Origin of the sequence: Flavobacterium sp. W22_SRS_FP1 (genome assembly GCF_052113685.1) — a bacterium.
In the GTDB taxonomy this organism is placed as follows: Bacteria; Bacteroidota; Bacteroidia; order Flavobacteriales; family Flavobacteriaceae; genus Flavobacterium.
In genome coordinates, this window is sequence record NZ_JBGQOE010000002.1 from 202,591 (window position 1) to 214,762 (window position 12,172).

The following is a 12,172-nucleotide window of genomic DNA, read 5'->3' on the forward strand; positions in this document are numbered from 1 at the left end:
TATGTTTTTTTTTGAGAGCTACTCATTTAGTAATCCAGTTGTTTACGGTTTTGTACCTGGTATCACAGCTATTTAAGTAAGGAATTGCAAAGATAAAATATAGCAGGTTGAGATTCTTACAATAGTTCATCTGCAGTTATAATCAATTTTGTGGTCATCTCTTTTCTAAGGAAATAACCCGTTAGTAGGGTTGACAGTACATCAGCAATAGGGAAGGCGACCCATACTCCAAAAATACCGAAAAAATTAGGTAGTAGGAGAACTAATGGAATTAAGAAAAAGCCCTGCTTACTAAGCGTCAGCAGCAACGCTTTCTTAGCATTTCCTGCCGCTTGAAAATACGCCGCTCCAATTAATTGGATGGCAATAATAGGAGAAGCCGCAAATACCCAACTCAAGGCATCCGGCGTTTCTGCAATTACTTTGGGATCGGTAGTAAAAACCGATACAATAGGTGTTGCATAATAGAGGATAAAAACAAAAATTAGCGACGCTAAAAGTGCAGCGTATTTAATGGAAATTTTAATACTCTCCTTGACCCTTTTGTAATTTTTAGCTCCGTGATTATAACCGGCAATTGGAATAAATCCTTGCGTGATTCCGAGAATAGGAAAGAGAGCAAACATTAACATTCTACTAATTATCCCGTAAACGGCGATGGAGTGTTCTCCCCCGTAGGAATATAAAGTATGATTAAGGATGATTGCTAAAATACTCACTACGCCTTGTCTTGAAAAAGTAACAAAACTCAGTTCGGTAATCTCTTTTATTATGGGTAGGTGTAATTTAAAATGTTTTGCTTTCAGTTTTAATTCGCTTTTGTACACAAAAAACCATAGAACAAAAAGGAAGCACATAAAATAAGAAATGGACGTAGCTAAAGCTGCTCCAAACATTCCCCCATCCCATCACTTTTATAAAAATAACATCGAGTATAATATTGACAAAAGCGGGAATAATCATAGCCACCATCGCAAATTTAGCCTTGCCTTCTGCCCTTATAATATTGTTTCCCATCATGCAAAGTGCTAGGAAGGGAACGGAAACAATAATTGGGGTGAAGAATTCAGTTGCGGGTTTTATTATGGGGCCTTTTGCGCCAAAAAGTAGTAACATATCGGCACTAAAAAATATTCCCAGTAGCACAAAAATTGACGCCAAAATAAAGGTCATCATAATTTGGTTAGCAAAAGTGACTTTTGCTTTTTCTGAATTTTTTGCACCAAGGGCCCTAGAAAGAACAGATCCGCCACCTATACCTATAGCCATTCCTAATGATGAAATAAAGAATGTTATTGGTAAGACTACAGTTACAGCCGCAATGGCAAGTGAACCGATCCATTGTCCAACAAATATAGTATCTACTAGTATATTGACGGACATGAATAAAATCCCAATAGAAGCTGGAACTGCCTGTTTTAAAAGAAGTTTTTTTATATCTTCAGTTCCTAGTTCTTCGGCTGAAACTGCCATTTATACATTCGTCTTTTCTAGAGCTACCCATTCACTAATCCAATTACTTACCGTATTGCACCAAGCATCACCATCATTTAAACATGGAACTGCAAAGAATTCTTCACCACCATGAACTTTAAATTCGTGATTAGCTTCCATCGCAATCTCTTCTAAGGTCTCTAAACAATCAGATACAAAAGCAGGAGTTACGACCGCTAATTTCTTAATTCCTTTTTCAGGCATTTTGTTCACTTCGACATCCGTGTAAGGGGTAAGCCACTTGTCTCCAGCTAATCGAGACTGAAAGGTTTGACTGTATTTTTCTTCTGGGATACCTAATAATTTGACAACCTGCTTTGTCGTTTCATAACACTGGTGACGGTAGCAAAACTCATGTGCTGGAGACGGTGTATTACAGCAGGATCCATCAATTTTACAATGTGACTTCGTAATATCTGTTTTGCGAATGTGACGCTCCGGAACTCCGTGGTAAGAGAACAAAAGATGATCATAGTCATAACCTTCTAGATGTCCTTTTATAGAGTCAGCAAGGTTTTGTAGGTAGTCTGGTTTATTATAAAAGGCAGGAACTATCGTAAATTTCATTTCTGGAAAATACTTTTTACGGTGATCTTCAGCTAATTCTAATATTGTTGTGGTAGATGCCATAGCATGTTGCGGGTACAAAGGGAAAAGCATCACCTCAGTAACACCTTGATCATGTAATTCTTGTAACCCTGACAAAAGAGATGGGTTTCCATAACGCATAGCTAACGAAACGGGAACATCTACTAATCCTTTAACTTTGGCATGCATTCTTTTTGATAGTACGATCAGCGGGGAACCTTCATCTGTCCATACTTTAGCATATGCTGCTGCGGATTTTTTAGGTCTTGTTTGCAAAATTATTCCTCGAACTAATAATGCTCTCAACAAAAATGGAACATCAATTACATATTTATCCATTAAAAACTCATCCAAATATGGCTTTACATCTTTCGCTGTTGGACTTTCGGGAGAACCTAAATTGACTAATAATACACCTTTCATAAAATATTTCTTTTGTTATTATTGCTTCAGCTGTTCTGTTAAAAATGATTGAACTTGAAGAATGAGTAATCTTGCCGTAAAAGTAGTTAAAGTAGTTTTTCTATAGAATACGATTAACTATTTTTTATTTATTGTTTAATATGTAAAAACAATACTTGACTAGGTATTTGTGTTGATTGACATCAAATATTTCTTTGGAGTGGTAGCAAATTTCTTTTTGAATGCCGCAATGAAATGACTGCCTGTACTGTACCCTATTTTCAACCCTACTTCATTTACATTATAGGAGCCACTGTCAAGTAATTTTCGGGCAAAATCCATCTTGTAATCAAACAGAAAGCCATAAACGGTATCACCATAAATCTGCTTGAAACCCATTTTTAGTTTTTTCAAATTCAAACCTATTTCGTCGGCTAGTTCCTGTAAGCCTGGCGGTTCAGACATATTGGCAATAATTATTTCTTTGGCTCTTTTAATTTTCAGGACATTATCTTCGTCTATCAAAAACGGGCACTGTTCTGCATTTGGATCTTCGGTTCGATTAAAATACAAGCTTAACAATTCGTATCCCTTTCCTTTATAGTAAAGGTTTTTAATGGACGGGTGTAAGTTATAATGAAACAGTTGACTCAAGACAATTGCCATTGATGGGCTAATATTTCCTTCGTTATAATATTTCTTGTCTTTGTTATCACCAATCAAAAAAGGGATATAATCCGCTTCCGAAGAAAACAAAGCATGGAATTTTTTGATAGAAATTATCACAGAAATCACCCAGGAATTTGGGGCAAGCTCTAGATTCAAAGGTAATTCTTTTTGAGGATTGTATAAAAGCAGGGATTTTTCTTCTTTCATTTCTAAATTATAATTCCCTTCATTAAAGATAAACCTTGCGTTTCCTTTCAATCCAAAATGGAATTGGATCAGTCCGCTGCTCACTTCACGTTGTGCGTTAAAAACTTCGGCACTGTCATTTTGAAAACGAATCAACGTAAAATCATCTTCGATTTTAATTATTTCTTGAGAACTCATAGCGATATTTTTGTATTATAAAAATGATAGTCATGATTAATTTTAATTTAGAATTGCTCTAAATAGAAAGACATTAATTAGCCTAAGCGATACAAAAATAAGCATTTTTGTAGTAAAAGAGTCGATTAGAAACAAAAAAACAGGAATCGACACAAAAAGAACTTATAGCGTTACTTTTATAAATAGTATAGTTCTAATTTTGTCTCACTTTTTGAAAAAGTATTTAAATGGAAAATAACAACTTATCTAAGCATCACTATTTTTACTCGGTTGGATTAAGCTACAAAAAAGCGGATGCCGAAATGAGAGGTAAATTTAGCCTTGATGTTGCGGCTAAATTACGTTTACTGGAACAGGCCAAAAACGAGGGAATTGAAAGCTTGATTGTCACTTCTACTTGTAATAGAACAGAAATTTACGGATTTGCGGAACACCCTTTTCAATTGATTAAATTGATTTGTGAAAACAGTCAAGGTAGCGTTGAGGAGTTCCAAAAAGTAGGTTTTGTTTATAAAAATCAAGAAGCCATCAGTCACATGTTCCGCGTTGGAACAGGTTTAGATAGTCAGATTCTGGGCGATTTTGAGATCATTTCTCAAATAAGATCGAGCTTTGTACAATCAAAACAGTTCGGTCTTACCAATACTTTTATGGAAAGATTGGTTAACGCGGTAATTCAAGCGAGCAAAAAAATAAAAACAGAAACAGAGATCAGTTCGGGAGCCACTTCGGTTTCTTTTGCTTCTGTACAATATATCATAAAGAATGTTGAAGACATTGGAAACAAAAACATACTACTGTTCGGAACGGGGAAAATAGGAAGAAATACCTGCGAAAACTTGGTTAAACACACCAAAAATGAGCATATCACCCTTATTAATAGAACAAAAGATAAGGCTGAAAAATTAGCAGGAAAGTTAAACCTGATCGTAAAAGACTATTCTGAACTCCATTTGGAATTACAAAAAGCTGATGTTGTAGTTGTTGCCACTGGTGCTCAAAACCCTACAGTTGACAAAGCGATTTTGAACCTCAAAAAACCATTGTTGATTTTGGATTTATCTATTCCGAAAAATGTAAATAAAGATGTCGAGGAATTAGAGGGCGTTACATTGATTCACATGGATTATTTGTCGCAACTTACAGACGAAACTTTAGAAAACAGAAAAGCACACATTCCAGCAGCAGAAGTTATAATTGAAGCAATCAAAGAGGAATTTAATCTTTGGACCAAAGGCAGAAAGTTTGCGCCAACAATTACCGCCTTAAAAGAGAAGCTGAATGCGATAAAAACATCGGAGTTGGATTTTCAAAGTAGAAAAATATCGGATTTCAACTTGGAGCAGGCCGAAATTATTAGCGCTAGAATCATACAAAAAATAACTACGCATTTTGCCAACCATTTAAAAGATGACGACACCATGGTGGACGAGAGTATCGAATGGATTGAAAAAGTATTCAAAATTAGTGCAGCAGTCAAATAATGGATAAATCGATACGAATAGGAACTCGCGATAGCGAACTCGCACTTTGGCAAGCTCATACGGTAGAAAAAAAACTAAATGATTTAGGATACAAAACCGAAATTATTGCAGTTAAATCAACAGGAGACATTATTCTCGACAAGCCTCTTTACGAATTCGGGATCACCGGGATTTTTACTAAAACACTTGACGTTGCCATGATTAATGGAGACGTTGATATTGCGGTGCATTCTATGAAAGACGTTCCTACGGCTTTACCCATAGGTATTGTACAGGCCGCTGTTCTGGAAAGGGCCACTACACTGGATATTTTAGTTCATAAAGGCAAGCTTGATTTTCTAGATGAATCAGGAACTATTGCCTCAGGCAGTTTACGTCGTCAAGCGCAATGGCTCAATAGATATCCAACACATACAGTCGTTGATTTACGTGGAAATGTAAATTCGCGTATGAGGAAACTTGAGGAAAGCGGCTGGAATGGCGCCGTTTTTGCGAAAGCGGGCTTAGAAAGGATTAACTTGAAACCAGAAAACTTTATAGATTTAGATTGGATGGTACCCGCCCCAGCACAAGGAGCTATGGTCGTAGTGGCTATGCAAAAGGATATTTTCACATTAGATGCTTTGTCACAGTTGAATCATATCGAAACAGAGATTGTAACTTATATAGAGCGTCAGTTTCTTAAAACTTTAGAAGGGGGATGTACGGCGCCAATTGGAGCTTTAGCAATTTATAATGAAAAGGAAGATACAATTCATTTTCAAGGAGTTTTGTTTTCAATAAACGGAAAAGAAAAGTTTGAAATCGACAAAATTGTTCCTATTGAAGAATGGAAGAAATTAGGGTTTTATTCGGCTCAAGAAATTTTGAATAGAGGCGGAAAGAAATTGATGACGGAAATTAAAAATAATTTGAAAAAATAATGAGTCAAGTAAACCTTTTATCAACGAAAACATTGTCAGCCGAACAAAGACAAGTATTTCTGGATGCTGATATGGATCTTTTAGAACAAGATTTTATCGAAATTAAAAACAATCTTTTTGAATTAGATAAAATCAACAAGAACTTGATTTTTAGTAGTCAAAATGCTGTTTTAAGTTTGATAGAGCAAAACGGTTGGGAAGCTCTTAAAACTAAAAGTGTCTTTTGCGTAGGAATTAAAACCAAAGAATTACTTGAGCAGAACGGTTTTACAGTTGATGTTTATTTGGATTATGCATCTGAATTAGCTGAAATAATCACCTTAATATACAACAAAGAAAGCTATACGTTTTTAAGTGGAAATTTGCGTAAAGAAACTTTGCCAGAAGCATTAAAAGCCTCAGGAATAACTTTTAATGAAATAGAAGTTTACGAAACTAAGTTAGCGCCTTTCAAAATATCGGAACAAGAAAAATTTGATGGAATTTTATTTTTTAGTCCATCTGCTGTTGAAAGCTACTTGACAAACAACAAAATCAAAAATGAAATTTGTTTTTGCGTAGGCACTACTACAGCAAAAACTTTAGAAACAAATAAAACTAAAAACATTGTAATTGCCCAAACACCAACAATTGAAGAGGTAATTGAGGAAGTTATCGAATATTATAAAACTGAAAGCGAGTAGCAATCAGCTAAAATTTAAAACATGATCAAAAACGACTTATTTTTAAGAGCATTAAAAGGAGAAACAGTTGAACGTCCACCAGTATGGATGATGCGTCAGGCGGGACGGTTTTTGCCTGAGTTTATTGCATTGCGCGATAAATATGATTTTTTTACTCGTTGTCAGACTCCAGAATTGGCAGCCGAAATAACCATGATGCCCATTCGTACAATCGGTCCTGATGCTGCGATTTTATTCTCGGATATCTTGGTAATTCCACAAGCAATGGGAATTGAAGTAGAAATGAAACCTAATTTTGGTCCGTATTTACCACATCCTATTCGTACGATTCAAGATGTCGAGAAAGTAATCGTTCCAGATGTAAATGAAACTTTGGGTTACGTTTTTGACGCAATTAAATTGACAAAGGAAATGTTGAACGATGAGGTGCCATTAATTGGTTTCGCAGGTTCACCTTGGACAATTATGTGCTATGCGGTAGAAGGGCAAGGATCTAAAAGCTTTGATAAAGCCAAAGGATTTTGTTTTTCACATCCAGAAGCAGCGCATGTTTTATTGCAGAAAATTACAGACACCACGATTTTATATTTGAAAGAAAAAGTAAAATCAGGAGTAGATGCCGTGCAGATTTTTGATTCTTGGGGAGGAATGTTATCTCCGGTTGATTACCAGGAATTCTCTTGGAAGTATATCAACCAAATCGTTGAAGCCTTGGCAGATCGCGCGCCAGTTATCGTTTTCGGAAAAGGATGTTGGTTTGCGCTAAACGAAATGGGAAAAAGTAGAGCTTCTGCTTTAGGCGTAGACTGGACTTGTTCTCCAAGAAACGCGAGGTACCTTTCAGGCGGAAACATCACATTGCAAGGAAATTTTGATCCGTCACGATTATTGTCTCCAATTCCTGTTATCAAGAAAATGGTACATGAAATGATTGACGAATTCGGTAAAGACAAATACATCGCAAATTTAGGCCACGGAATTTTACCAAATATCCCTGTGGATCACGCAAAAGCATTTGTTGATGCTGTTAAAGAATATAAGCAATAATAGCGGATGCTAAATAAAGGATTAAGAGACGAAAAGAAAGTAAAGATTGACAACATGTTAAGTACTTTACTTTCTTTGGTTTTTGTACCCAAATTTTGGAATATTGAAGACACCAGTTTAATTGATAGTCAACTGACGGATTTCGATTTAACAACCGTAATTCTTCATCAAATTGAAGAAAAAGATTTGATTCAACTATTAGATAAATACGAAATGGATTGGACTCAAAAAGAGCAATTTGCTGATTTTTTAATCGCTTATTCTAAAAGTAATCAATGTGATTTTTTGGAAAAAGCAATTGCTATTTATAATCATATTCAAATAGATAGTAAAACGTTTTCATTTGAAATAATTGGTAAAATTGCTGCTGCAAAAGAAAAATCACAATGAAAGAACAGTTTTTAACTTACATACAAAACCTTCAAGACGAAATCTGTAACGGACTAGAAGCGGTTGATGGTCAAGCTAAATTCCGTGAAGACCTTTGGGATCGTCCAGAGGGTGGCGGAGGAAGAACCCGAGTAATCGAAAATGGCGCAGTGTTCGAAAAAGGGGGAGTGAATATATCTGCCGTGCATGGTAAATTACCGGACAGCATGCAAAAACTGTTCAATGTAGGTGAAGCTGAATTTTTCGCTTGCGGACTGAGTTTGGTTTTGCACCCTAAAAATCCAATGGTACCTACGGTTCATGCAAACTGGCGTTATTTTGAAATGTACGATGATAACGGAAATGTAATTCAACAATGGTTTGGCGGAGGTCAGGATCTCACACCTTATTATTTGTTTGAAGAAGATGCTATTCATTTTCACCAAACATGTAAAACAGCTTGTGACAAACACAATCCGGAGTTTTACCCAAAATATAAAAAGCAATGTGATGCCTATTTTTGGAATGCGCATCGCAACGAAGCTAGAGGAATTGGAGGATTATTCTTCGATTATTGCAAAGAAACGGAAGAAACGAAAATGCAAAATTGGTTTAATTTTGTTTCAGAAGTAGGTAATAGTTTCCTCGAAGCTTATGTTCCCATTGTAGAAAAAAGAAAAAATTTAACTTTTACGCCAGAACAAAAAACTTGGCAAGAAATTCGTCGCGGTCGCTATGTTGAGTTCAATTTGGTTCATGACAAAGGCACTTTATTTGGATTAAAAACCAACGGAAGGATCGAGAGCATCCTGATGAGTTTGCCGCCGCAGGTGCAATGGGTCTATGACCATCATCCTGAAGCAGGAAGTGAAGAAGAAAAACTAGTAAAAGTATTGGAAAACTCAGTAGAGTGGATCTAATTATCAATTATTCATTGTCAATTATAAATTAAGAAATATGTTCCCATTACACAGAGGTCGAAGATTAAGAACTAATGAATCGATAAGAAGCTTGGTCCGAGAAACCAGTTTAAGCCCTTCGGACTTTATGTTTCCCATGTTTATTGCTGAAGGTGAAAACGTTCAAGTGGAAATTGCTTCCATGCCGGGAATCTTTCGTCGTTCGATTGATTTAACGGTAAAAGAAGTACAAGAAATATACGCTTTAGGAATTCGTGCAGTAAATATTTATGTAAAAGTCAGTGAAAACTTAAAAGACAATACAGGAAAAGAAGCTTGGAACAAAGAAGGTTTGATGCAAAATGCCATTCGTGCCATCAAAACGGCTTGTCCAGAAATGATTGTGATGCCCGATGTGGCTTTAGATCCGTATTCCATTTATGGTCATGACGGAATTATTGCAAACGGTGATATAGAAAACGATTCAACAAATGCCGCCTTGGTAAAAATGGCTGTTTCTCACGCAGAGGCCGGTGCCGATTTTGTAGCGCCATCAGACATGATGGATGGACGTGTACTGCGTTTGCGCGAAGGTTTGGACGCTGCCGGTTTCCACTACGTGGGGATCATGAGTTATTCTGCTAAGTACGCTTCCGCATTTTACGGTCCTTTTCGTGATGCTTTGGATAGTGCTCCCGTTGATAATGCAAATGTTCCGGCGGATAAAAAGACTTACCAAATGGATTATGCAAATCGCATTGAAGCCATCAAAGAAGCCCTGTGGGACGTCGAAGAAGGCGCCGATATGGTTATGGTAAAACCAGGGATAGCCTATTTAGATATCGTTCGCGAGGTTAAGAATGCGGTAAATGTGCCAGTAACCGTTTACCATGTTTCTGGTGAATATGCAATGATCAAAGCCGCTGCCGAAAGGGGCTGGTTAGACCATGATAAAATTATGATGGAGCAATTAATGTGTATCAAGCGCGCGGGAGCAAGTTTGATTTCAACCTACTTTGCTAAGGAAGCGGCAATAATTTTGAATAAATAAACATAAAAAAATGTTTAACAATAGTCGTTACGCTAGTTATGCCAGACCATAAGTAAGCTTTGTGGCTGAAATATGATTTTGAGAGTAATTATTTTAAATATATTACAACATGATTTATTTGAGTACGACTCGTTTTCTGAAATGAATACGTTAAAAAAGAAACTCTAAAAGCATTAGTAGAAGGGCAAATAATACGGAGCGTAGAAATATCTTTTCTAATTCGAAGATCAAAATTACAAATACTGAATTATGCAAGACTATCTTAGCCATCACAGAAAACAAAATTTGTTATATTTGAACTTGAATGAAAATCAACTAATAAAAAATATTGGTCGATAATTTTTAGATACTTATACATTATTAAATAAAGTAATATGAAAAATTTGTTGTTTTTATTGGCTGTTCTGACTGTTGTTTCTTGTAAAAATGAAGAAGCCAAAAAAGAATCTATCTACCCAAATTCTACCGAAGAAGTTACCCAAACGCCAGTGGAATTAGGAAAAGAAATTTTTAACGGAAGAGGTAACTGTGTTGCCTGCCATCAAGTAAACCAGAAAGTTATAGGACCTAGTCTTCAGGATATTGCTAAAATTTACAAAGATAAAAACGCGGATATGGTTAGTTTTCTTAAAGGCGAAGGGGAGCCTATAGTTGATCCAAGCCAATATGAAGTTATGAAAACAAATTTTGTCATTACAAAAGCGATGTCTGATGAGGAATTAGAAGCTATAGAAGCGTATGTCTATTCAAATTCGAAATAATCAGGACTTTTTCTAGGAGTTAATCTCGCTATCCGCTCTATCTTTTTGTTTGAAGAAAACATAAAGGATGTTGCTTTTATCAGGGCTAAATAACAAAAACCATCTCAGTTGAGATGGTTTTTTGTTTAGGAATGTTTGCTAAATAATTTTATTTCTGGACTTTTAGTTTTCTTTGTGAAGCAAGCGATTTAATTTATTATTTTTATTCAATGGAAGCAGTGTACATTAAAACGCCTTTGGGAATTGCTAAGGTTATAGGAGATGAAGACGGGGTTTCAGTAATTTCAGTTTCTGATGAAGGAATAGTTTCAGTGGTAATTCCAGTAGTTTTAAGTGATGCTGTTTCTCAACTGAACGAGTATTTTGAGGGGAAAAGAAGCGATTTTACCTTCAAATTTAATCCAAAGGGAACTGATTTCCAAAAAAAAGTATGGAAAGGACTATTGGATATTCCCTACGGAAAAACCAGAACATATATGGAACAGTCCAAGATTTTAGGAAATAGCAAAGCCATTCGAGCTGTGGCTACTGCCAATGGAAAAAACCCGTTGTGGATTGCAATTCCTTGCCACAGAGTCATAGGAACTGATGGTTCACTGACTGGATATGCCGGAGGATTATGGCGCAAAAAATGGCTTCTAGAAAATGAAAATCCAACGAAGCAACAAAATTTATTCTAATACCCTGATGCTATGATTGAAAAAATTCGTCTTGACAACATACTGTTCTTAGACATAGAAACCGTACCTGAAGCTGCTGATTTCAACGAACTGGATGCGGATATGAAAGAGCTATGGGAACATAAAACTCAATATCAACGAAAAGACGAGTATACTCCTGAAGACTTTTATGACCGAGCTGGGATTTGGGCGGAGTTTGGGAAAATTGTCTGCATTTCTGTGGGGTATTTTGTAACCAAAGGCGATATCCGAAATTTCAGAGTGACCTCTTTTTTTGGCGAGGAGACTAAAATTCTGAAAGATTTTAATAATCTATTAAATACGCACTTCAATCAGCCCCAACATGTTTTGTGTGGACATAACGCGAAAGAATTTGATATTCCTTTTATTGCTAGGAGAATGATCATAAATCAAATAGCCATTCCCAATAAACTCAATCTATTCGGAAAAAAACCCTGGGAAATTCCGCATTTGGATACTTTGGAGTTATGGAAGTTCGGGGATTACAAGCATTTTACTTCTTTAAAATTAATTTGCAAGGTGCTGGGAATTCCTTCGCCGAAAGGAGATATAGACGGTAGTAAGGTAGGGCATGTTTTTTATGTGGATAAGGACATTGATCGAATTGTTACTTATTGTGAAAAGGACACCATTGCTGTTGCTCAAATTTTTCTTCGACTTCGAAGAGAAGATTTATTGATAGACGATGAAATTATTCATGTTTAAATAAAACTTAGG

The 12,172-nt window shown here is 36.1% G+C and carries 12 protein-coding genes and 1 pseudogene; 10 read left to right on the forward strand and 3 right to left on the reverse strand.

Features of this window, described 5'->3' with window-relative positions:
- Positions 1 to 116 precede the first annotated feature (116 nt).
- The 3 genes and pseudogenes from ACEN2H_RS02260 to ACEN2H_RS02270 form a co-directional block, all read right to left on the reverse strand.
- Positions 117 to 1,473: pseudogene (locus tag ACEN2H_RS02260) on the reverse strand (MATE family efflux transporter).
- Complete coding sequence (gene hemH / locus ACEN2H_RS02265; RefSeq protein ID WP_441729984.1) at positions 1,474 to 2,505, reverse strand: ferrochelatase; 1,032 nt, start codon at positions 2,503 to 2,505, stop codon at positions 1,474 to 1,476. It lies immediately after the preceding pseudogene.
- A 159-nt stretch (positions 2,506 to 2,664) separates the two neighbouring features.
- On the reverse strand, positions 2,665 to 3,537 hold the full coding sequence (locus ACEN2H_RS02270; protein ID WP_441729986.1) for a helix-turn-helix domain-containing protein: 873 nt from the start codon (positions 3,535 to 3,537) through the stop codon (positions 2,665 to 2,667).
- Between the two features lie 227 nt (positions 3,538 to 3,764).
- Between ACEN2H_RS02270 and hemA the strand changes: the two genes are divergently transcribed.
- From hemA to ACEN2H_RS02320, 10 genes are all read left to right on the forward strand, one after another.
- Positions 3,765 to 5,021, forward strand: a complete 1,257-nt coding sequence (hemA, locus tag ACEN2H_RS02275; RefSeq protein WP_441729988.1) for a glutamyl-tRNA reductase — start codon at positions 3,765 to 3,767, stop codon at positions 5,019 to 5,021.
- On the forward strand, positions 5,021 to 5,944 hold the full coding sequence (gene hemC / locus ACEN2H_RS02280; protein ID WP_441729990.1) for a hydroxymethylbilane synthase: 924 nt from the start codon (positions 5,021 to 5,023) through the stop codon (positions 5,942 to 5,944). Before hemA ends, hemC begins: the two co-directional genes overlap by 1 nt.
- Entirely contained in the window at positions 5,944 to 6,627 is a 684-nt protein-coding gene (locus ACEN2H_RS02285) for a uroporphyrinogen-III synthase (RefSeq protein ID WP_441729992.1), read from the forward strand. The genes hemC and ACEN2H_RS02285 overlap by 1 nt, the downstream gene beginning before the upstream one ends.
- Before the next feature lie 21 nt (positions 6,628 to 6,648).
- Positions 6,649 to 7,674, forward strand: coding sequence for a uroporphyrinogen decarboxylase (gene hemE, locus ACEN2H_RS02290; protein WP_441729994.1), 1,026 nt, complete (start codon positions 6,649 to 6,651; stop codon positions 7,672 to 7,674).
- Positions 7,675 to 7,680: 6 nt separating this feature from the next.
- Positions 7,681 to 8,064: a hypothetical protein gene (locus tag ACEN2H_RS02295; protein ID WP_441729996.1), complete on the forward strand. Its 384-nt coding sequence runs from the start codon at positions 7,681 to 7,683 to the stop codon at positions 8,062 to 8,064.
- Positions 8,061 to 8,963 carry an oxygen-dependent coproporphyrinogen oxidase gene (gene hemF, locus ACEN2H_RS02300; protein WP_441729998.1) on the forward strand — a complete coding sequence of 301 codons (903 nt, stop codon included), beginning with the start codon at positions 8,061 to 8,063 and terminating at the stop codon, positions 8,961 to 8,963. Before ACEN2H_RS02295 ends, hemF begins: the two co-directional genes overlap by 4 nt.
- A gap of 37 nt (positions 8,964 to 9,000) precedes the next feature.
- Positions 9,001 to 9,993, forward strand: a complete 993-nt coding sequence (hemB, locus tag ACEN2H_RS02305; protein WP_441730000.1) for a porphobilinogen synthase — start codon at positions 9,001 to 9,003, stop codon at positions 9,991 to 9,993.
- Between the two features lie 374 nt (positions 9,994 to 10,367).
- Positions 10,368 to 10,754 carry a c-type cytochrome gene (locus ACEN2H_RS02310; RefSeq protein WP_441730002.1) on the forward strand — a complete coding sequence of 129 codons (387 nt, stop codon included), beginning with the start codon at positions 10,368 to 10,370 and terminating at the stop codon, positions 10,752 to 10,754.
- Between the two features lie 209 nt (positions 10,755 to 10,963).
- Positions 10,964 to 11,434, forward strand: a complete 471-nt coding sequence (locus ACEN2H_RS02315) for a methylated-DNA--[protein]-cysteine S-methyltransferase (RefSeq protein ID WP_441730005.1) — start codon at positions 10,964 to 10,966, stop codon at positions 11,432 to 11,434.
- Between the two features lie 12 nt (positions 11,435 to 11,446).
- On the forward strand, positions 11,447 to 12,160 hold the full coding sequence (locus ACEN2H_RS02320) for a 3'-5' exonuclease (RefSeq protein ID WP_441730007.1): 714 nt from the start codon (positions 11,447 to 11,449) through the stop codon (positions 12,158 to 12,160).
- The last annotated feature ends 12 nt before the right edge of the window (positions 12,161 to 12,172 follow it).